Annotated in this window: 19 protein-coding genes and 1 tRNA gene; 7 read left to right on the top strand and 13 right to left on the bottom strand. The window is 74.1% G+C overall.

The window, feature by feature from the left end; genetic code table 11:
- Positions 1-87: 87 nt before the first annotated feature.
- From OG875_RS18360 to OG875_RS18320, 9 genes are all read right to left on the bottom strand, one after another.
- Positions 88-1,296, bottom strand: coding sequence for a GNAT family N-acetyltransferase (locus OG875_RS18360; protein ID WP_330175309.1), 1,209 nt, complete (start codon positions 1,294-1,296; stop codon positions 88-90).
- Positions 1,296-2,021, bottom strand: a complete 726-nt coding sequence (locus tag OG875_RS18355; RefSeq protein WP_330175308.1) for a lipopolysaccharide biosynthesis protein — start codon at positions 2,019-2,021, stop codon at positions 1,296-1,298. Before OG875_RS18355 ends, OG875_RS18360 begins: the two co-directional genes overlap by 1 nt.
- 7 nt (positions 2,022-2,028) lie before the next feature.
- A complete protein-coding gene (locus OG875_RS18350; protein WP_330175307.1) occupies positions 2,029-3,216 on the bottom strand; it encodes a glycosyltransferase in 1,188 nt (395 codons plus the stop codon).
- Positions 3,213-4,040, bottom strand: coding sequence for a polysaccharide deacetylase family protein (locus OG875_RS18345; RefSeq protein ID WP_330175306.1), 828 nt, complete (start codon positions 4,038-4,040; stop codon positions 3,213-3,215). The genes OG875_RS18350 and OG875_RS18345 overlap by 4 nt, the downstream gene beginning before the upstream one ends.
- A complete protein-coding gene (locus OG875_RS18340) occupies positions 4,030-5,880 on the bottom strand; it encodes a lipid II flippase MurJ (protein WP_330175305.1) in 1,851 nt (616 codons plus the stop codon). The genes OG875_RS18345 and OG875_RS18340 overlap by 11 nt, the downstream gene beginning before the upstream one ends.
- The gene (locus OG875_RS18335; RefSeq protein WP_330175304.1) at positions 5,877-7,367 is read right to left on the bottom strand and encodes an O-antigen ligase family protein; all 1,491 of its coding nucleotides are present in this window, start codon (positions 7,365-7,367) and stop codon (positions 5,877-5,879) included. Before OG875_RS18335 ends, OG875_RS18340 begins: the two co-directional genes overlap by 4 nt.
- A 1-nt stretch (position 7,368) precedes the next feature.
- Positions 7,369-9,093: a sugar transferase gene (locus tag OG875_RS18330; RefSeq protein WP_330175303.1), complete on the bottom strand. Its 1,725-nt coding sequence runs from the start codon at positions 9,091-9,093 to the stop codon at positions 7,369-7,371.
- Entirely contained in the window at positions 9,090-10,214 is a 1,125-nt protein-coding gene (locus OG875_RS18325) for a glycosyltransferase family 4 protein (RefSeq protein WP_330175302.1), read from the bottom strand. Before OG875_RS18325 ends, OG875_RS18330 begins: the two co-directional genes overlap by 4 nt.
- Positions 10,215-10,463: 249 nt before the next feature.
- Positions 10,464-11,639 carry a DUF3344 domain-containing protein gene (locus OG875_RS18320; protein WP_330175301.1) on the bottom strand — a complete coding sequence of 392 codons (1,176 nt, stop codon included), beginning with the start codon at positions 11,637-11,639 and terminating at the stop codon, positions 10,464-10,466.
- Between the two features lie 230 nt (positions 11,640-11,869).
- Here OG875_RS18320 and OG875_RS18315 point away from each other — a divergent pair, with 230 nt between their 5' ends.
- The 4 genes from OG875_RS18315 (at position 11,870) to OG875_RS18300 (ending at position 14,161) form a co-directional block, all read left to right on the top strand.
- Positions 11,870-12,109 carry a chaplin gene (locus tag OG875_RS18315; RefSeq protein ID WP_330175300.1) on the top strand — a complete coding sequence of 80 codons (240 nt, stop codon included), beginning with the start codon at positions 11,870-11,872 and terminating at the stop codon, positions 12,107-12,109.
- A gap of 228 nt (positions 12,110-12,337) precedes the next feature.
- Positions 12,338-12,577 carry a chaplin gene (locus OG875_RS18310; RefSeq protein WP_330175299.1) on the top strand — a complete coding sequence of 80 codons (240 nt, stop codon included), beginning with the start codon at positions 12,338-12,340 and terminating at the stop codon, positions 12,575-12,577.
- A 354-nt stretch (positions 12,578-12,931) separates the two neighbouring features.
- Positions 12,932-13,639, top strand: coding sequence for a hypothetical protein (locus OG875_RS18305; protein WP_330175298.1), 708 nt, complete (start codon positions 12,932-12,934; stop codon positions 13,637-13,639).
- Between the two features lie 171 nt (positions 13,640-13,810).
- A complete protein-coding gene (locus OG875_RS18300) occupies positions 13,811-14,161 on the top strand; it encodes a hypothetical protein (RefSeq protein WP_330175297.1) in 351 nt (116 codons plus the stop codon).
- A 161-nt stretch (positions 14,162-14,322) separates the two neighbouring features.
- Here OG875_RS18300 and OG875_RS18295 read toward each other — a convergent pair whose 3' ends face one another.
- Complete coding sequence (locus tag OG875_RS18295; protein WP_330175296.1) at positions 14,323-15,069, bottom strand: vitamin K epoxide reductase family protein; 747 nt, start codon at positions 15,067-15,069, stop codon at positions 14,323-14,325.
- An 81-nt stretch (positions 15,070-15,150) separates the two neighbouring features.
- Between OG875_RS18295 and OG875_RS18290 the strand changes: the two genes are divergently transcribed.
- Positions 15,151-15,360, top strand: coding sequence for a hypothetical protein (locus tag OG875_RS18290; protein WP_330175295.1), 210 nt, complete (start codon positions 15,151-15,153; stop codon positions 15,358-15,360).
- Between the two features lie 109 nt (positions 15,361-15,469).
- Here OG875_RS18290 and OG875_RS18285 read toward each other — a convergent pair whose 3' ends face one another.
- Positions 15,470-15,976 carry a DUF5949 family protein gene (locus OG875_RS18285; protein WP_330175294.1) on the bottom strand — a complete coding sequence of 169 codons (507 nt, stop codon included), beginning with the start codon at positions 15,974-15,976 and terminating at the stop codon, positions 15,470-15,472.
- A gap of 163 nt (positions 15,977-16,139) precedes the next feature.
- Between OG875_RS18285 and OG875_RS18280 the strand changes: the two genes are divergently transcribed.
- Positions 16,140-17,381, top strand: a complete 1,242-nt coding sequence (locus tag OG875_RS18280) for a cytochrome P450 (RefSeq protein WP_330175293.1) — start codon at positions 16,140-16,142, stop codon at positions 17,379-17,381.
- 26 nt (positions 17,382-17,407) lie between these two features.
- Here the strand turns inward: OG875_RS18280 and OG875_RS18275 are convergent, their stop codons facing one another.
- Positions 17,408-18,601 (bottom strand): winged helix DNA-binding domain-containing protein, encoded by a 1,194-nt coding sequence (locus OG875_RS18275; protein WP_443079137.1) that lies wholly within the window; start codon positions 18,599-18,601, stop codon positions 17,408-17,410.
- Between the two features lie 110 nt (positions 18,602-18,711).
- Between OG875_RS18275 and OG875_RS18270 the strand changes: the two genes are divergently transcribed.
- A complete protein-coding gene (locus tag OG875_RS18270; RefSeq protein WP_330175292.1) occupies positions 18,712-19,332 on the top strand; it encodes a DUF998 domain-containing protein in 621 nt (206 codons plus the stop codon).
- A gap of 197 nt (positions 19,333-19,529) precedes the next feature.
- Here the strand turns inward: OG875_RS18270 and OG875_RS18265 are convergent.
- Positions 19,530-19,603, bottom strand: a tRNA-Ala gene (locus OG875_RS18265).
- Positions 19,604-19,635 lie beyond the last annotated feature (32 nt).

Below are 19,635 nucleotides of genomic sequence, written 5' to 3'. Positions count from 1 at the left end.
GTCGTGGCACGGCCGGTCATCGCGGCGGCACGGCGGCGGCCGGGGCGGGGGCGGGGCACGGCGCGGCCGGGTCCGCCCTGTCGGGCCTCATCCCTTGCCGTCGCCGCGGCGGGTCCGCCTCGCCAGGCCCGCCTTCATCACCGGCAGCCGCTCGTTGACGAGCACGGCGGCCCGGTTCCGGGCGGTGGCGTGGGCGGCGATCAGCCGCAGCGCGGGGGCCAGCCGGCCGCGCGCCAGCAGCAGCCGCTGGTTGTGGACGGCCTCGGGGCGCCAGTGGTGCTTGTACGGCTCGTTGCCCCGCAGCATGCTCAGCGTCGTACGCCCGTCGGCGCTGATCCGCCGGGCGCTCCCGCGCAGCAGCATCGTGGCGACGTCGATCTTCCGCTCGCGCAGTATCGGGTCGGCGCCGTACAGATAGCCGCCCGCGAGGCTCCCGGACATCAGGGTGAGATCGGCGGCCACCACCTCGCCGGCCAGCCGGAATTCGGTGACGGCCGCGTCACCGGAGGCGGCCATGGCCCGTACCGCGCGGGCCAGATGGTCCGCGAAGCGGGCGCTGAGGTGTTCGGGGGTGACGCCGCGGCCCTGCCACTGGAGCCGGTGCAACTGGAGGAGGCGGGCGACGGCGGTGGGGATCTCCTCGCCGGGCACAAGGCGTTCCTCGATGCCGAGCGAGTCGATCTTGCGGATCTTGGCGCGGGCGCGCTGGGCGCGGGACGACGGGAGCCGGGCGAGCAGGCGGTCCATGGGAACGGCGGGCAGTTCCAGGCAGAGCGAGTCGTCGAGTCGGTCGCGGGGGCCGTCCCAGCAGTGGTAGACGCGTTCGGCGGCGGCTCCGGGCCGTACCTCGCGCAGGTCGATGACGGCGGAGCGCGCGGCGGTGGCCAGGGCACGGGCCAGGGCCCGCGCCGCGCTGTCGGCGTGCTCGTCGTCGAGCAGGACGTCGGAGAAGTCGGAGATGGTGCCGCCGAGCGGGACGAGCGCGGGGAGCGGACGGCGGGCCAGCATCAGCGGGGCGGCGGCGACGAGCGCCCCGCCCCGGCGGACCAGGACCACACGGAGCCGGCCGGGTGTGCCGTACGACAGCCACCAGGAGTGGAGCCAGGCGTGGCTCTGGAAGGGGGTGGCGGCGGAGGTACGGCGGTGGAGCGCGGTCCATTCGGCGGCGAGCGCGCCGAACCGGCCGGGGTCGTGGCAGATGTCGGAGGTGAGGGCGGCCGGGGCGGCCCGGCGGACGGACGCGGGGCGGGTCCGCCGGCGGGACCCGGGGTGCTCGGTGGCCGATTCCGTCGCCATCACACGCGTTCCGTCTGTGGCCCGGGTGCCGGCGCGGGAGCGGGGACGCAGGCGCGGATCTCGGCGGTCCGCCGCCGGGGGCGGACCAGCAGGACGAGTCCGCCGAGGAGTCCGCCACCGGCGGCGCCGACGAGCGCGGCCACCGGCGGGGAGACCGACACGGGGCTGGTGGGCCGGACGGCGCGGGAGAACTGGACGACCCGGACGTTCGTACTGCCCTGCATCTGCGTGCCGTTGAGCACCAGCGAGCGGGCGACGCCGTCGGCCATGCCGACGGCCGTCCGCGGGCGGCGGGAGACGGCCGTCACCGAGATCATCGGGGCGTCGGGCGAGGTGGCGGCGGTGACGCTCTCCTTGAGGACCTTCGCGGAGACCCCGGCCCAGACCTGGGCGTCGCCCGTGGCGGCGACCTGGGAGGCGACCCGCCCGTACGCCTGCGCGAAGCCGAGCGCGGCGGCCGGGTCGGCCTTGTCGGTGGGGACGACGAGGACGTAGCTGGTGGCGGAGTACCGCGGGGGGCGGAGCTGTCCGTACGCGCCGCCCGCGAGCGCCCCGATCAGGACGGCGAGGGGCACGATCCACCAGCCGGGCACGGCTTTCCGCCGGGACCGGACGCGGCCGGGGCGCTTGCCCGCGCGCGTGCCCTCGTGGTCCTCCCCGGTCGCGGTCCCGGTGTTCGCCGGGGTCTCGGTGTCGGTCTCGGTGTTGGTCTCGGTCGTGGTCATCGGGAACTCACTCCTCGGGGGTTGCCGGGCGGCGGAGAGGGCCTGGGCGCCCGGAGGGGCCGCCGTTCCGGCGCAGGGCGTGGTCGTAGACGGACATGAGCTGTTCGGCGCTGCGGGAGATGTCGTAGTGGCGCGCGGCGGGCGGCACCGGCAGTCGGCGGGGGCCGTCCCCGGCGGTGAACCGCCCTTGGTGCGCGGCCAGTTCGGCGACGAGTTCGGTGACCGTCCCGCCGATCTGGCGTGCTCCGGGCGCGGCGTCCGGGGGCAGGTCGGTCAGGGCGGGGCAGGCGACGTGCAGGACGGGCAGTCCGGCGGCCAGTGCCTCGACCACGGCGAGCCCGAACGCCTCGTCCTCGGAGACGGAGACGAAGAGGTCCATGGCGGCGAACAGGGACGGCAGGTCGGGACCGGCGGCGGGGTCGGGGGGCGGGTCCTCGCACGCGCCGTGGAGCAGTACGCGGTCGGCGGCGCCCAACTCCCCCGCCAGGGAACGCAGTCGGTCGCCCTCCGGTCCTTCGCCGACGAGCAGGAGCCGGGCACCGGGGCGGGCGGCGACGGCCCGAACGAGGATGTCGAAGCGTTTGCCGGGGCTGAGCCTGCCGACGCCGCCGACCACGAACGCGTCTGCGGGCAGGCCGAGTTCGGCCCGCGCCTTGTTCCGGACGGTCTCGTCGAAGGCGAAGCGCGGCACGTCGATGCCGTTGGGGACGACGTGGATACGGTCGCGGGGCACACCCCAGCGGCGCAGCCGGTGCGCGACGGTGGTGGAGACGGCGACGGTCGCGGTGCCGAGGCGTTCGCTGCCGAGGTAGAGGGCGCGGGTCCCGGCGGTCAGCGGTCGGCCCTCGATCCGGTGGGCGCCCAGGGAGTGTTCGGTGGCGACGACGGTGCGTACGCCCGCGAGCCGGGCGGCGAGGCGGCCGTACACGCAGGCGCGGTAGAGGTGGGTGTGGACCAGGTCGTACCGGCCGTCCCTGATGAGCCGGGTCAGCCGGGGCAGCGCGCCGAGGTCGCGGTTGCCGCTCATGGCGAGGTCGGTGACGGGGAAGCCGTCGGCGGTGATGCCGCGGGCGACGGCGCCCGGGTTGGTGAGTGTGACGACGGCGCTGTCGGTGGGCAACTGGCCTAGCAGGAGCCGTAGTTGCTGTTCCGCGCCGCCGATGCCGAGACCGGTGATGATGTGCAGGACTCTCATCCGGCGCCGCCTTCGGGCACGGTGACGGGCGCCGACGCGCGGGTACGGGGCCCGTACTGCTCGTACCGTGCGCCCGGCCCGTACGGTTCGTAGGGCCCGTAGGGGACCGGTTCGCGGCGACGGTGGTGCAGGGCGCGTTTCAGCAGCAGCCGGGGGCCGGTGTCCTCCTGCCCGATGTGCACGCGCGGCAGGGCGAAGAGGCCGGTGAGCGGGCCGGGGCTGATCCCGGCGGCGTACCGGTAACCGGCGTCCCGGACGGCCGCGACGGCGCGCTCGTCCACACTGCCGTACGGATAGCAGAACCCGGTCACCTCGACGCCCGTGAGCGCGCGCAGCGCCTCCCGGCTGCCCCGGGTCTCCTCCCTCAGCAGCGTGTCGTCCGCCTGGGTGAGGTCGCTGTGGCGCAGCCCGTGCGACCCGATCTCCATACCGGCCGCCGCCGCCTCGCGGATGCCGTCCTCGGTGAGCAGGGGTTTGCGGGGGCCGGGGCTGTCCCATTCGTTGCTGCCGCCGAGGCGGCCGGGGAGCACGTACACGGTGGCGGTGAACCCGTGCCGGCGCAGCACCGGCACGGCGCCGGTGAGGAAGTCGGCGTAGCCGTCGTCGAAGGTGAGGCCGACGAGTCCGGCGGCGCGGCCCCGCGCGCGGGCGGCGAGCAGGCGGTCCATGCCGACGCCGGTGAGCCCGCGCCGGCGCAGCCAGTGGAGCTGCCGGTCGAGCCGGGCGGGCGAGACCGTCACGCGGTAGGGGTCGTCGGCCGGATCGGTGATCGAGTGGTACATGGCTGCCCACAGGGGGCCGGTGGAGACCGGGTCAGCGGACATCGTTGAGCCTCCGGGTGGCGGAGCGGACGAGGGAGTCGATCTCGGGTGCCTGGAGTGCGCGGGCGATGACGAGGAACACGGCCGCGACCACCGGGCAGGCGACGGCCGCCGCCACCACGGGCCCGGGGACGAGGGCGCCGCAGAGCCATCCGGCGCCGGTGGCGGCAGCGGCGGCGGCGCTGAGTTTGACGAGCCCTCCGGTCATGTGGCGGACCCGCAGGGGGATGCTGTGGCGGGCGACGCCGTGCAGCAGCAGGGCGGCGGTGACGGTGATGCCCAGTGCGTTGCCCGCCGCGATGCCGAGGACGCCCCAGGCACCGACCAGCAGTGCGCCGCCCGCGGTGGTGAGGGCGAGCCCGGCGAGCATGGCGAGCGCGGGGAACCAGAGGGGGCGGGCGGCGGAGAAGTAGCAGCGGACGAGGGCGCCGACGAGGGTGTGGCCGAGCAGTCCGAGTGCGTACACCCGCATCACGGCGGCGGTGTCCGCCGTGTCCGCCCGGTCGAAGGCCCCGCGCTGGAAGAGGATTTCGATGATCTGCGGGGCGCAGGCGATGACGGTGGCGGCGCCGACGAGCACGATGACCCCGGCGAGGGCGAGGTCGCGTTCGACGCGCCGCCGGGCGCGGTCGGTGTCCCCGGCCGCCATGGCGCGCGCGACGACGGGGAAGGTGACGGTGCAGAGCATCAGGGACAGGACCATCGGCATCTGCGCGACCTTCTGCGCGTAGTTCAGGTGCGAGATGGCCCCGGCGGGCAGGGGCGCGGCGAGGAAGCGTTCGATGAGGACCTGGGACTGGCGGGTGAGGGCGAAGACGATGACGGGGGCGAGCAGACCGAGGGCGACGAGCGGGCGGCCCGCGCCGCCGGGCTGTTCGCGGGCGGGCTCCGGTGACGGGGCAGGGGCGCGGGCCGCGCCGGGGCCGGGGCCGGTCGTGCGGCGCTCCCGCAGCCGCCGCAGCACGCCCGGCGCCTGGACGAGGACCATGAGGACGCCGCCGACGGCGACCCCGGCCGCCGCCGCCCGCACGCCGAGCCGTTCGCTGAGGAGCAGCATCGTGGCGATGATGCCGATGTTGTACGCGACGTAGATCATCGCGGGCGGCAGGAAGCTGCCGTGCGCCCGCAGGGCGGCGCTGCAATATCCGGCGATGCCGAAGGTGAAGGCGCAGGTGGCCGTCAACCGGGTGCAGGAGACGGCGAGTTGGCTGTCGGGCAGGCCGGGGGCGAGCAGCGCGACCACCCAGGGCGCCGCGAGGACCAGCAGGGCGGCGCCCGCGGTGAGGACGAGGAGCAGGCCCGGCAGGGTCGTCCGCAGCAGGGCGTGCACGGGGTCGCGGCCGGCCGGGGCGTCGGGGGGCGGGGTGTCGGGGAACGGGTCCCCGGCGGCCCGGCGGGCGAGCGCGAGGCTGAAGGCGGGCACCAGGATCAGTGCCATGGCGTCCTCGATGAGCAGCGTCGAGGCCACTTCCGGGACGGTCCAGGCGACGAGGAACGCGTCGGTGCCGGGGCCCGCGCCGTGCAGATGGGCGATGGTCTGGTCCCGTACGAGTCCGAGCAGCGCCCCGGCGGCGGTGAGCAGGGCGGTCAGCAGGGCCGCGCGGGCGAGGAAGCGGTTGGAGGGGAAGGTGCCCGGGTCGGGTGCGACGGCCTTCTCGGCGGCGGTTGTGGGAGGGGGCGTCGGGGTGGTGGTGGGAGGGGGTGCGGGCGGTGGCGGGGGGCGGCGGCCGGGGACGGTGGGTTCGGCCGCGGCCCTGCCGGGTTCCGTGGACGGTGCCCGGGACGCCGCCTCGGCCGTCTCGGCCGCCTCGGTGGTCTCCGCCGCGTCGGTCAGGTCGGTCATACGGCTCCGGCCTCCCGCCGGACGGCCGCGGGGCCGGGCGCCGTGCCGCCGGGCGCCGTACGGCTGAGCGCCCACCACGCGGCCAGGCCGAGGACGACGGCGGTCTGCACGGTCGAGGGCCCGCCGATGTCCGCGTAGCCGAAGTCGACCAGCTGCCAGACAAGCAGTCCGGCGGCGACGAGACCGCAGTCGGTTCCCGTACTTCCACGGGTCGGTCCGGGCCGCGCGGCGCGCAGCCGGCGCAGGGTGAGGACGAGCAGCGCCCCCCAGCTCCCGGTCAGGGCCAGCAGTCCGAGGAGCCCCTGCTCGCTGAGGACGAGGAGGTACATGTTGTGCGGCGAGAGCAGCGGCCGGCGCTCGAAGCTGCGTCCGGCGCCCGCCGTGTCGCTGCCCGACGACAGGGCGAGCGAGGAGTGGGTGTCGCGGTGGGCGGGGAAGCCCTTGAGCCCGACGCCGGTGACGGGGTCGGTGCGCCACATCCCGGCCGCCGCCGCCCACATGGTGTACCGGTCGGTGACCGACCGGTCGGGCGTCCCGGTGACCTCGGTGATGCTGTCGAGGCGTTCGGTGACGAGTTGTGAGCCGACGCCGAGACCGCCGACGAGGACGGTGCCGAGTGCCGCCGCCACGAGGGCGACGCGTGCCGCGCGGCGGAGTCCGGAGAGCGCGAGTTGCAGGGTGACGGCCACGGCTGTCGCGATCCAGGCGCCCCGGCTGAAGGAGAGGACGAGCGGCACGGACAGCAGCGCGGCGCAGCCGAGCGCGGCGGCACGCTGCCGCCGCGCCGCCCCGCGCGCCGCGCCGGTCCCGTGCGCCCCGACTCCCAGGGCCAGTCCGACGGCGGCGACCAGGCCGTACGAGACGACGGTGGCCATACCCATGACGTCGGTGGGTCCGAACGTCCCGACCGCGCGGACGTCCTCGCCCATGTACGAGGCGCCGGTGCCGGTCACGTACTGCACCGTGCCGACGGCTCCCTGCGCCAGTGCCCCGGCGACCACCGCCCAGGTGACGAGCCGGAAGTCCCGGCGGTCCCTGAGGAGCAGCAGCAGCGAGCCGGGCACCAGGACGAAGACCTGGAGGTAGCGGGCCAGGCCCGGCAGCGCGGCGTGTGCGTCGGCCGCGGTGATCGCCGCGACGCACACGCCGAACACCGGAAGTCCCAGGACCAGGGCGGCTGTTCGGGTCAGCGGGCGGGCACGCTCGCGTACCGCCCGGAGCAGGCAGAAGACGACCAGCAGCGCGGACGCGGCGTCGGCGGGGGTGCCGGAGCCGGCCGCACCGTCCCCGGCGGGGCCGGTCACGGGGACGGCGAGCAGCGCCACGACCGCGAGGACGGGCAGCAGCGGCGCGGCACGCCGGACGGCGTCGCGCCGGTTACGGGCGCCGGGCCCGTCGGCTCCCACAGGGCCATCGGCTCCTGCGGGCCGGCCGGGTCCGGCGGACGGGGCGGGGTTCGGGAGCAGCGCGCCCGGGGTGTCGGTCATGTCAGCTCCCCGCCGGGCGGACGAGCGAGAGGGCGGTACGAATGATGAGGCACACGTCCTGCCACAACGACCAGTGGTCGATGTAGTGGTTGTCGAACCGGGAGCGGTCCTCGATGGAGGTGTCCCCGCGCAGCCCGTGGACCTGTGCGAGTCCGGTGATGCCGACGGGCATCCGGTGGCGGGCCGCGTAACCGGGGTGGGTACGGCTGAAGTCGGCGACGAAGAAGGGGCGTTCGGGGCGGGGGCCGACGAGGCTCATGTCGCCGCGCAGGACGTTCCAGACCTGGGGCAGTTCGTCCATCGACGTACGCCGCAGCAGGTGGCCCACCAGGCTCATCCGCCGGTCTCCCGCGACCGACCAGCGGGTGGCGGCCTCGTGGTCGTCGGCCGGGCGCAGGGTGCGGAACTTGAGCAGGGTGAAGGTGCGGCCGTGCTGGCCGACGCGTTCCTGGCGGAACAGCACGCCGGGGCCGTCGAGGAACCGTACGGCGAGCGCGCACACCAGCAGCACCGGGGAGATCACGACCAGGACCGGGCCCGCGACGGCGATGTCGAGCAGCCGCTTGGCGAGGGTGCCCCGGCGCGTGGCGGGCGGGTCGACCCGTCGGCAGGCGTGGCCCCAGACGTGGTCCGGCATACCGCCCTCGCTCCGTCCGCCGCCGACGAACCAGGTGGCGCAGCCGTACGCGTGGAAGAGCGCGACGAGTTCGGAGCGGTCGATGTCGCCGCCGGCCGGGCGGGTCCCGCTCCCGCCGCCGTACACCGGGCCGGCGAACACCGCCTGCCGGACGCCGTTCCGGACGACCGCGCGGTGGATCTCCTCGGTGGTGGTCAGCACGGGAAGCGAGGGGGCGGGGGTGTCGGTGTCCGGATGCGCGCCGGACGGGCGCTCGTCCCCGCGCGGGGCGGTGGCCCCGTCCTCACGCGGAGGGGCGACGATGCCGACGGGCCGCAGGCCGTACTCGGGGTGCCGGGCGAGCAGCGCGGCGAGCCGCCGGCCCGCCTGTCCGGTGCCGACGACCAGAGTGGAGCTGAGCCGGGCGGGCGCGGTGCGCCGCCGGTGGGCGTGGACGGCGGCCCGGCAGCAGGCGGTGACGAGCAGTTGGGCGCCGCTCCCGGCCAGCAGGGCGCCGAGGCTCAGCGGGTGCGCGGGCAGGAGCGCGGCGAGCAGCGCGGCGGCGGCGCACCAGGTGACGACGGTACGCGCGGCGAGGGCGGGCAGTTCGTCGAGTGCGGTGCGGTGTCCCGCCGGGCGGTGGAGACCGGCGCGGGTGTGCAGGACGGTGACCCCCGCGACGAGGGCCGCGACGAGCACCGCGTGGCGCTGTTCGGGGCGCAGGACCAGGGTGCTCAGCAGCGCGCCCGCCCAGTCGGCGGTGAGGAGGGGCAGCGCGTGGCGCAGGGGCGCGGCGGTGCGGCGCCCGGGTGGCAGGGCGAGGCGGTCGGGTGTGTCGCGCCGGGGCGGTACGGGGGCGAGGCCGCGCGGCGGCCGGCCGGGGGCGGTGACCGCGGGAGGGCGGTACGCGGCGGGGGTGTGGGTGCTCGTCGGGCGGTGCGCGGCAGGAGTGCCGGCGGTGGTCGGCCGCTGCGCGGTGAGCGGGACGGGGGTGTGGACCGCGGGGCCCCGGCCGCGTGGTCCGGCGCCGGGCGGGTGGTGGCCCGGTGCCGGGAGTCCGGCCGGTCCGCGCCCGGACGGTGCGGGGACGCTGGTGCTCTCGGTGGTCACTGGAGGATCGGCTCCCTGCCTTCGGAGCGCGGAGCCGGGGCGACCTCGCGGTACACGTCGGCGACGGCGCGCGCCGTCCGCCGCACGTCGTGGGTCCGGCGTACGTGGTCGTGCCCCAGGCGGCCGAGGGTGTCGCGCAGCGACCGGTCGCGCAGGAGCGCGGTGACGGCGGTCGCGGTCGCGACGGGGTCCTCGGGCGGGGTCAGACAGTGCGGGTGCGCCTCGGGCGGCAGGCTCTCGCGCGCCCCGTCCACGTCGCTGAGGAGCACCGCCCGGCCGCCGGCCATGGCTTCGAGCGGCGCGACGGCCATGCCTTCCCAGCGGGACGGCAGGACGACGAGGTCGGCGGCGCGGTACCAGGGCGCGGTGTCGCGTACGGCTCCGGCGAAGAGCACCGAGGGCGGGGCGTCGGCGCGCAGCCGCGCGGCGTCGGGGCCGTCGCCGACGAGGACGAGCCGGGCGCCGGGGATGTCCCGGAGGACGAGGGGCCAGGCCCGCAGCAGGACGTCCTGGCCCTTCTGCCGGCAGAGCCGGCCGACACAGACCACGAGGGGGGTGTCCGGGGGGAGTTGGGCGAGCGCGGGAAGTGCGGCGCGGGCAGCGGCGGCGGCCGGGGCGGGCGCGTCGTGGGGTCCGGCGGGGCCGAAGCGGTCGGTGTCGACGCCGTTGGGGACGACGGACCAGCGGGCCCGTACCCCGGCGCGCTCGCCACGGGCACGTTCGGCCTCGCTGACGCAGAGGACGCGCGCGGTCCAGCGGGCGGCCAGCCGCTCCCAGCTCCGGGCGAGGGCCGCGGTCGTACCGCTGACGGCCTCGAACGACCAGGCGTGCGGCTGGAACACGGTGGGGATCCGTCCGCGTACGGCGAGGCGCCCGGCGAAGCCGGCTTTCGCGCTGTGCGCGTGCACCACGTCGGGCCGGACGTGCCCGGCGAGCGCGGCGACCCGGCGGATCTCGGCGGGCAGTCCGGGGCCGGGGTCGCGGGTCACGTGCCAGGTCTCGGTCTCGGCGCCCAGCGCGGCCACGTCCACCGCGAGCGGTCCCCGGCCGGGGCAGGCGACGACGACCCGCATGCCCGCGGCGACCTGTGCGCGGACGAGATCGGCGACGACGCGGGCCACTCCGCCCTCGACCGGCTGGACGAGATGGAGAACGGTGAAACCGGGACCGGGACCCGCATGGGGAACGGCACCGGTATCGGCGGCCGGACCCGGATCCGCATGGGGAACGGAACCGGGACCGGGACCGGAATCGGGACCGTGCCTTGACGACCGCACGCGCAACTCACTCCACTCAGGGTCTCTGATGTCGCGGATCGGACAATCGGGTAAGCCCGAAAGCGCTGCCGAAGCGCGGACGAATGGGCCGGATCAGCGCCGCGCGTCCACCGCTACGAAAAACGCTCCGAGCCAGACCGAGTCGCGCCCGGTCCGGAAACTGACGTTCACAGTGTCGCCTCCCGGGGCGAGTGCTTCACGCAAGTCGAACACATCGGAGTCATATCCAAGAGTGTTCTTATAGGCGGGTTGTCTTTTAATGTGATTGGAACCGAGGTCAGAAATACTGGAATTCATCACATCGTTCGCCGGATTGGCCGCGTCGCTGATCGCACGCGCTTTCCCGCGATCCGTTCCGGCGGTCAGCGAGTCCCCGCCGGCACCGGGGTCCCCGTCGTACGCGACGACCCCGAGCGTGCCCGCGCCGCCGGGCGGCACCGCCAGCCGCCCGAGCCCGGCCCGTACCTCCCGGCGCTCCTCGTCCATCGCCTCGAAGCCGTCCCAGAGCACCAGATGACGCAGCGGGTCCTCGGGCCGCTCGTACGCGACGACCATCGTCCAGCCGCCCCACGCGCCCGCCGCCGTCCGGCCCATCGCGACATTGAGCTGCGCCACCGTGTACATGCCGGAACCGGCGGCGCGCACCAGCGGCGTGATGTCCGCCGACGCGTGGTAGACGTCGGCGCCGACGGTCGTACGGTGGCCGACCAGCGTGTCGGACAGCACCTCCTTGTACGCGCCGCCCGCCTCGGCGATCAGGACCCGCCCGTTGTCCCGGGGCGGCTTCTGCTCGCCGACGCGCAGGTTGCCGCCCCAGTAGAGCCGGGCGTAGCTCACCGTCGCCCCGGTGGGCAGGCGCACCTCGCCCCGTGTCGCGTTGTAGGTGTTCGGGTCCTCGTCGAGGTCCGTGTAGAACATGTCGAACCGGTCGTTGGACGCCGTGGGGCTCTCCCGCGCGGCCCGGCAGGCGGCGGCGTCGGCGGCCGTGACGACGGTGTGGCGGCCCGTGGTCCGGCAGGTGACGGCCGAGTTCGCCGCCCGGACGATCCCGCCGCGCTGGACGGCGTGATAACGCTCGCCGAACGGAATGCGGACCGCCTCTTCCGCACCGCCCGCACCCGGATCGGCGGGCGCCGCCGGGACCGTCCCTTTCGTGGGAGGGGCGGCCGAGACCGGGACCGGAGCCACCGCCGCCGCGGCGACTGTCGCCGTCACCGTCACGGCGAACAGCAGACCGCGCCTTACAGCATGAACCACGCCATCGCGCATGAAGACTCTCCGACCCGAAGAATGAATCGACAGTGCACCCTTACAGAGCGCGGACTGAAAATCACGTGAGACGCGCGGACCGTACCAAAGCACGGTCTCTTTCCCGGAATGCGGCCGTTCCCGGCACCCGGTCGTGCGGTCTTTCGAACTCTTCGGACGACCTCGCGTTTCCCGAACGGCCGCCGGTCGTTGAGCCTGTCGCACCATTGGTAAATCGAAAGGATATGGTGATGAAGCGAGTCGCCAAGGCAGCCGTTCTGGCCACGTCGAGCACCGCCCTCCTCCTCGCCGGCGCCGGCATGGCGTCCGCGGACGCGGGCGCCGAGGGCGTGGCGGCCAACTCCCCGGGCGTCCTGTCCGGCAACCTGATCCAGGTTCCGGTCCACGTCCCCATCAACCTCTGCGGCAACACGGTGAACGTCATCGGCCTGCTCAACCCGGCCTTCGGCAACACCTGCGTCAACGCCTGACCGACGCCCCGCCCGTGAGGGTCCCCGCCTGACCCGCGCCCGCCCCGCGGCGGAGCTCACCCGAGCGCTCCCCCCGACGGGGCGGCCGGGTCCGGCACCGGCAACGGCCGGACCTGGATCGTTTCTTCACTCATTCGGACCGCAACCGATCAGCACCCCCCGCGTTGATCGATGAGTCGGGCAACCGCGCCCGGCGGTCATTCCCTCCAGACCGAGGAGCTCATCCCCATGTCGCGTATCGCCAAGGCTGTCGTCCTGTCCTCCGCGGCGGCAGCCGCCGTCGTCGGCGCCTCCGGTGCCGCCTTCGCCGACGCCGGCGCCCAGGGCGCGGCCATCGGTTCCCCGGGCGTCCTCTCCGGCAACGCCATCCAGGTGCCCGTGCACGTGCCCGTGAACGTCTGCGGCAACACGATCAACGTCGTCGGCCTGCTCAACCCGGCCTTCGGCAACACCTGCGTCAACGCCTGAATCTGACAGCAGCACACCTGCCGTCACCCACGGCAAGAGCCGCTCTCCCCGTCAAGGGGCGGGCGGCTCTTCCGCTGTACGAGGACGGACAGCGCCTGCCGTACGAGGACGGACAGCGCCTTCACTGCGCGAGGACGGACAGCTCCTCGGCCGCGCGGGGGCGGGCCGGGCCACCCTTTCGGCGGGGGCGCCCGTCCCGGACGGGTGACGGTCCATGAGGGCCCGGTCCAGGTCAGCGGGGTGGAAACGGCCGATCGGCGGACACCGGGGGGCGGCTTTCCACGGTTGCGGGCGGCGGCCCCGCGACCCACGGTGAACACGAACCCCCACTACGTGTCCCGAAAGGACCCTTTCATGCGTTCCCTGCTGTCCTCACGCGCCGCAGCCACCGCTGTCTGCGCCGCCCTCGTCCTCGGCACCACCGGTACCGCCGTCGCCGTCGCCGTCACCGCCGACCGGACGCCGGCCGCCGTCGCCGCCGACGCTGACCGCGCCCCCGTCGCCGACGTCGAGACCCTCACCCGGCAGGCGCAGGCCCTGCGTTCGCTGTCCGGGGCCATCACGCCGGTCACCGGCCTGGTCGACGCCGTCCTCCGGGCGGACAACGGCCAGATCGCCGCCACGGACGCCCGGCGGCACCAGGCGGCCGTCAAGCAGTCGCTGGACACCGTGCGGCAGGCCCTTCGGGCCGCCCCGGCCGCTCCCGCGAACACCACGGGCCACGCCCACCAGGCGGCCCCGGCGAACGCCATGGGCCCCGACGGGAAGGCCGCGGCCGACGCGACGGCCAGGGCCGTCACCTCCGTACAGAGGGCGGCGGACGCGCTGGTCAGGGCCAGCACCTCGCAGAACACGAAGGCCGTCGCTGAGCGTTCGCAGGCCGTCATGACCGCGCTGGTCAACCTCGCGACGGCGATGGTCATGAACGGCAACATCCCGGCGCCGAACCTGCCGGGTATGCCCGCCATGCCGACACGGCCGGGCGCCGAGGCCCCCGCGCCCACTCCGGAGCGACCGGACGCGGGCGTACCGACGACGCCGCAGACACCGCAGCAGCCGTAACCCCACGGACAGCGCTACGCCGCGTATGCCGTGACACCGGGTACGCCGGAACGGCCGTACGGCCCCGTCAACACGGGTCCCGTACGGCCGTTCGTCGTGTCCGGGGCGGCCGGGCATCGTTACTGAGGGCGAGGCCAGGCAAGCGAGAACCCCGTCGAAAGAAGGATCACCATGAAGCCGATGCAGCCCCTCAAGATCGCCGCGGTCGTCGCCGGTTCGATGATGGCGATGGGCGCCGCCGCCCCGGCGTTCGCCGCCGAGGCCCTCCCGACGAGCCTGAACGGCGGACTGGGCGGGGCGCTCGAAACGGTGACCAACCAGGAGACGCTCCAGGCCGACGTGGTGAACACCAACGCGCTGGACCCGAACAACAACGGCTCGCTCGTCAACAGCGTGAGCGACGTGGCGAAGGGGCTCGGCGGCGGGGCCAAGGGTGGCAAGAGCGGTAAGGGCGCGAAGGGCGGCAAGGGTGGCGCGATGCTCGGCGGGATTCCGCTCGGCGAGATTCCGCTCGGCCGGTAGCCCGCAGCCCGGTCCGCGGGACGGAGGCGTTCGCCGCCCCGTACACCGGCGGCCGTCCCGCGCCCTCACGCGAAAGCGAGGACTCGGGACGGCCGCTTCGTCGTTCGGCGCCGACCGGCGCGGTGGCCGGCGTGGTCAGCCGCTGCTCTCACCGGCTGCGGTCAGCTGGTCCAGAAGTCCCACCAGCGGGTCAGGATCAGCATCCCGACGATCCCCGTCCACAGCACCGGGACCACCCACGGGAACTCCCCGAGCGCCACCCGCACCCCCGCGGGAGCCGGCACCACCCCCCGCGTCACATTGAACGCCGTCACATACGAGAACATCACGATCGTCGCCACCCACGCCAGACAGCACCACAGACACAACGACCCGATCACATACAACGACTGATACTGCAACCACGAACAGAACCCCACACCGAACAGCATCCCCGCATTCAGCCCCCGCCAGAACCACACCCCGTACCGCGCCCCCGCCAGCAACCCCAGCCCCACACACCCCACCACCGCGAACGTCACCAGCCCCAGCATCGGATTCGGAAACCCGAACACCGACGCCTGCGCACTCTTCATGATGTTCCCGCACGACACCACCGGATTCAGACTGCACCCCGGCGTGAACCCCGGATCCTCCAACAGCCTGAACTTGTCCAGCGTGATCACCCACGACGCCAGCACACCCGCCGCACCCGACACCACCAACAACCACGCCAACCCCCACCCCGCACCAAGGAGGCGTGGCCCGTCCCCGGCGGTCTCGTCCTCGTATCCGACCCCGTGCCCGCCCGCGCGCCTGTCCCTGTGCCTGCCGCCGTACTTGTCGGTGGCGTCGGGTGCGTCGCCGTCGGACGACGACGCCTTGCCGGTCACTGCTGTTGCCATGGTCTGCTCCACCGGTTCGATCACGTATTCGAAGTAGCGTTTCGTCCGTCCCCCTCGACACGCCGGACACAGTGACTCGGAAGCGAAGTACGGCGTTGCCAGGGCATGAACTCCGTCCGAGCACCCCGATGGCAGCGCCTCTCCGTGGTGCCCGAGCACCGTGCCGAAGCGGTCCCCCCGCCCCCTCCGCCGACCCCGCCGCCGCCCACCGCCCTGCCGGTCCCCACCCCCATCTACACCGCGCTGGTCCGGGAGTGGGGCGCGGCGGGACGTACGGTCCCCGCGAGCGGCGGGGCCGGCCGGGGCGGCGTCTGAGCGGTCGCGGGCCCGTGCGCGGGCCGACGGGTGTGTACCCGGGCCCGTGCGCGGATCGGCGGGTGTACGGCGTACGGCCCCGGGGGACGGGGCCGTACCGCCGCCCTCCTCAGCCGCGCAGGCTGCTCACCGGCACCAGACAGTGCGCGGCACCGGCCAGCACCTGCTCGTCGCCGACGAAGGCACGCAGCGCCTCCTCGCCCACCGGCCTGCCGGGGGCGCCCCCGGGCCACGGCTGGGTGGCGATGATGTAGTACACCGAGCCGGTCGTGAGCGCGTCCCGCTCCCATTCCGGCGGAACGGCGCACTGCGCCTTCAGGTACGGCATGGTCAGGACGGCCCGCCCGGCCTGCACCAGCAGCGTGATCGGGACGTTCGGCGACTGCGCCACGTCGGTCACACCGGCTCCGGTCGTCAGACCGACCTCCTTGATGACGGCGCGCATCGCCTCTTCCCCGGCCTCCGGGCCGTCACGGCCGTCGCCGAGCGAATAGGCCAGCAGAAAAGGCGGGTTGCGCTCGCCGTCGGAGGGCTCGCCGGTCCAGGGAATTACCGTGAGGGTGCCGAGCAGCGGGGCGTATCGCGTGTTTCCCTGCGCGGTGTTGGTAGAGGTCATGCTTCGGCACAGTAGCGGCCCGTCGGCGCCGTGAGTGAGTTCGCGTCACCCGACTGGCGGAGTGGTCGTTCCTCTGTACGAGGACGACTCCGCAACTCCCTTCTCACACCCCGCCGATGTGCTGTCCTCCGTGGGAAGCTCGACGCCACGGAAGGAATGACCAATGACGCCGAATCTCGCCGATCCCTCGTTCTGGAGACTGCCGCATTCCGAAAGGCTTGCCGGTTTCGCGCAGTTGCGCGCGGCCGGGGCGCCACGGTACTTCGTGGAGCGGCCCGCCGGCCCGCTGCGGCCGGAGCGCGGCTTCCACGCGCTGGTCAGCCACGCGGACGTGGTGGAGGCCAGCCGGGACGCGCGGGTGTTCGGCAGCGCGCCCGGGGTCACCACACCGGAACCGGCCCGCTGGGTACGGGCGTTGTTCGGCGAGTCGCTGGTCAATCTCGACGATCCGCAGCACGCCCAATTGCGGCGGATCGTCTCCCGCGCTTTCACTCCGCGCATTCTCGCCGCGACGGAGGAGGACGTCCGTTCGGTGGCCGCCCGCATTGTCGACGACATACTGCGGGAACGGCCGTCGGATTTCGTCACGGCGGTCGCCTCGCGCATGCCGTTCGACATCATCTGCAATCTGATGGGCATCCCCGGGAAGGAACGCCCGTCGATCCTCGCACAGGTGAATCGCGCGTCGGTCGAAACAGGGGTGGCGCGTACGGTACGGCAGCGTATTCGCGTGCCCGGAAAGGGACTTCGCGCGCTGGCGTCGATGCAGGGAATGGTGGCGGAGCTCGGGCGGCAGCGGCGCCGGAATCCGACCGGTGATCTCATCTCCGCGCTGGTGAACGCCGATGTCGACGGGCAGTCGCTGAACGGCCGCCAACTCGGTTCGTTCTTCTCGCTGTTGATGGTGGCCGGAGTGGAGACCACGCGTAACGCGATCGCCCACGGCCTGTCCCTGCTGACCGAGCACCCGGAACAACGGGCCCTGCTGCTGGAGGACTTCGACCGGTACGCGGACGGCACCGTCGAGGAGATCGTGCGGTACTCGACGCCGATCATCCAGTTCCGGCGCCGGCTCACCCGCGACCACCGGATGAACGGCCACGACTTCCGGCGGGGCGACCGGGTGGTGCTGTTCTACGCCTCCGCCAACCGCGACGAGTCCGTCTTCACCGACCCGGACCGCTTCGACATCACCCGGGACCCGAATCCCCATGTGGGTTACGGCGGGGGCGGGCCGCACTACTGTCTGGGCACGTTCCTGGCCAAGCAGGAGATGAAGGCGCTGTTCCGGGAGTTGCTCGCCCGGCTGCCCGAACTGCGTTCCGTGGGCGCCCCGGTGCTGGTGCCGTCGAACTTCGACAACCGGGTCCGCTCGCTGCCGTGCGCGTTCGCGGGAGAGCGCTGAGACCGCCCGAACCCGGTCCGGGCCCCTCAGCCCGCGAGCTCGTCCTCCAGCCAGGTACGGCCCCGGGTACGGGGGCTGAGCCGCACGTCGCCCAGCGGTACGGCCAGCCGGTCCGCCTCGGCGCGTACGGCCGCCTCGGCGTCCGCGCCGACGTCCTCCAGGAAGCGGCACACGATCCGCCCGTCCCGGTCCTGCGCCCAGCCGCCGACGACGCGGCCGTTCCACCAGAGCGAGGGGCCGATGTTCCCGACCCGGTCGAAGAGGCGCGGGCCGTGGCCGCCGAGGAACCAGTCGCGTGCGTGCCAGCCCATCGGTGTGGGGTCGAGCGCCGGGAGCAGCGCGGCCCAGGGTTCCGGCGGGGTGGTCGTGTCGAGGTCGTCCGGCAGGAGCAGCCCGGTCGCGCCGCCGCCGAGATCGGCCTCGACCGGCCGCAGTTCCGTCAGCACCCGCTTGACCTGGGTCTTGGTCCACCCGGCCCACCAGCGCAGATCGTCCGCCGTGGCGGGGCCGAAGGCGCGCAGCCAGCGCCGGGCCAGTTCCTCCTCCGCCCGGTGGGTGTCCCAGTGCGCGAGGCCGCCGGGGAACCAGTCGGTCAGCGGCGCCCACCGGTACTGGTGCGAGGTCCACGACCCGCGCGGCCGGCCCCGTACCACCCGGCCCTCGGCGGCGAGCAGGAGCAGCAGCCTGCTGGCGACCCGCTGGGTGCCCTCGTACGCCTTGCCGGCCGAGAGGACGATCTCCGTACGGAGGCGGACGTCGTCCCCGGCGAGTTCGGCCGCCGTGGACTCGCCCCGCGCGGCGAGCGCGCGCACGGCGACGTCCTCGGTCTCGGCCAGCCAGCGCCGTACGCCCGCCGGATCGTCGGCGACGCCCGACACGGCCAGGTACCCGAGGAGCTTTCGGCGCTCCCGCACGGCCACCGCGTCGGAGCAGGCGGCCTGTATCACGGGGGCCACGTCGAGGGTGGTGACGAAGACGGTACGGCGCATGCCCAGCAGCCGGATCAGCGAGCGGTCCTCGTACAGAGCCCGTTCCACGTCCCGTACGGCGCCGCCGTTCATCCGGGCCCACGCGGAGACGTACACGGACGACGGGTCGGTGCCGTGCAGCGCGACCAGGTCCCGGGCCACCTCGACCGGACCGTCCGCCCGCGCCGCCACGGCCAGCCGGTGCCGCACCCCGAGCCGGGCCCGCCGCTCCGCCACATCGATCCGCCGCACGCCGTCCGCTCCTCGGTGCCGTCTTCCGCTCCCGGTCCCCGGAGGGAAGCCTACGGCCGCTGACTGTGTGTCACCGCGAAGAGACGGCGGGTGCTGTCTACGGTGGGGCGATGCGACGTGCCCCCTGGTGGGTCCTGCTCTCTTCGGGCGGCGCCCCTCTCCTTCTGATCGGCGCCTCACTGATCGCACAGCGGTTGCAGGGGCCCGGCTACAACCCGGCGGTGGACACCCTCAGCATCCTGGCGTCCTACGGCGCCCGCGCCTACTGGCTGATGACCGGGATACTCCTCGTGCTCGGCACCTGCTACATGCTCACGGCCCACGGACTGCGCGAGGCGGCCCCGCTCGGGCGGATCGCCCTTGCGGGCGGCGGACTGGCCGCGATCATCCTGACCCTGGTGCCGGCTCCGTACCGAGGCGGGAACCTGGGCCACGGAACGGTCGCGGCCACCGGCTTCGTCCTCCTCGCGATCTGGCCCGCCCTGGCCGCCCGCCGCCGCGACCGGCCGATGCCCTGGGGCCTGCGTTTCCGGGTGGCACTCGCGGCGAGCGTGGGGATGTGCCTGTGCGCGCTGTGGTTCGTCTTCGAGCTCCAGAGCGGCAAGGCTCCGGGCCTCGCGGAACGGGTGGTGACCCTCGTCCAGGCCATCTGGCCCCTGGTGGTGGCCATCTCCTGCCGCGTCTGGCAGCACCCGTCCCCCTCGGCCGGCCGGACACCGGCGAAGCCGTGACCTCCGTCCGTGGCGTGACCGGAACGTGAGCGTGTGGAGCGTGACGACGGGGGTGTTCCCAGGTCCGGGGAGTCGGTCCTGCCTCGCCCGGACACCATGGCGAACCGGCTCCGGAAACGCGGAAATCCCGCCCGATCCATGGGATCGGGCGGGATCTCGTGAACTCTTCCCGAGCGGACTCGGGAACCGTTCTGCCGTGGACCTGTGGGGATTTGAACCCCAGACCCCCTCGATGCGAACGAGGTGCGCTACCAGACTGCGCCACAGGCCCTTGCGACATGTGGAACTTTAGCACCCCGGTCG

Origin of the sequence: Streptomyces sp. NBC_01498, assembly GCF_036327775.1 — a bacterium.
In the GTDB taxonomy this organism is placed as follows: domain Bacteria; phylum Actinomycetota; class Actinomycetes; order Streptomycetales; family Streptomycetaceae; genus Streptomyces.
Note: the sequence above shows the minus strand (reverse complement) of the source record. Positions and strands in the feature narration are given on the sequence as shown.

Excerpts from the sequence above, each read along its gene's own strand:
- OG875_RS18360 (WP_330175309.1), bottom strand. The coding sequence starts at position 1,296 with ATGGCGACGGAATCGGCCACCGAGCACCCCGGGTCCCGCCGGCGGACC.
- OG875_RS18355 (WP_330175308.1), bottom strand. The coding sequence starts at position 2,021 with ATGACCACGACCGAGACCAACACCGAGACCGACACCGAGACCCCGGCG.
- OG875_RS18350 (WP_330175307.1), bottom strand. The coding sequence starts at position 3,216 with ATGAGAGTCCTGCACATCATCACCGGTCTCGGCATCGGCGGCGCGGAA.
- OG875_RS18345 (WP_330175306.1), bottom strand. The coding sequence starts at position 4,040 with ATGTCCGCTGACCCGGTCTCCACCGGCCCCCTGTGGGCAGCCATGTAC.
- OG875_RS18340 (WP_330175305.1), bottom strand. The coding sequence starts at position 5,880 with ATGACCGACCTGACCGACGCGGCGGAGACCACCGAGGCGGCCGAGACG.
- OG875_RS18335 (WP_330175304.1), bottom strand. The coding sequence starts at position 7,367 with ATGACCGACACCCCGGGCGCGCTGCTCCCGAACCCCGCCCCGTCCGCC.
- OG875_RS18320 (WP_330175301.1), bottom strand. The coding sequence starts at position 11,639 with ATGCGCGATGGCGTGGTTCATGCTGTAAGGCGCGGTCTGCTGTTCGCC.
- OG875_RS18315 (WP_330175300.1), top strand. The coding sequence starts at position 11,870 with ATGAAGCGAGTCGCCAAGGCAGCCGTTCTGGCCACGTCGAGCACCGCC.
- OG875_RS18310 (WP_330175299.1), top strand. The coding sequence starts at position 12,338 with ATGTCGCGTATCGCCAAGGCTGTCGTCCTGTCCTCCGCGGCGGCAGCC.
- OG875_RS18305 (WP_330175298.1), top strand. The coding sequence starts at position 12,932 with ATGCGTTCCCTGCTGTCCTCACGCGCCGCAGCCACCGCTGTCTGCGCC.
- OG875_RS18300 (WP_330175297.1), top strand. The coding sequence starts at position 13,811 with ATGAAGCCGATGCAGCCCCTCAAGATCGCCGCGGTCGTCGCCGGTTCG.
- OG875_RS18290 (WP_330175295.1), top strand. The coding sequence starts at position 15,151 with ATGAACTCCGTCCGAGCACCCCGATGGCAGCGCCTCTCCGTGGTGCCC.
- OG875_RS18285 (WP_330175294.1), bottom strand. The coding sequence starts at position 15,976 with ATGACCTCTACCAACACCGCGCAGGGAAACACGCGATACGCCCCGCTG.
- OG875_RS18280 (WP_330175293.1), top strand. The coding sequence starts at position 16,140 with ATGACGCCGAATCTCGCCGATCCCTCGTTCTGGAGACTGCCGCATTCC.
- OG875_RS18270 (WP_330175292.1), top strand. The coding sequence starts at position 18,712 with ATGCGACGTGCCCCCTGGTGGGTCCTGCTCTCTTCGGGCGGCGCCCCT.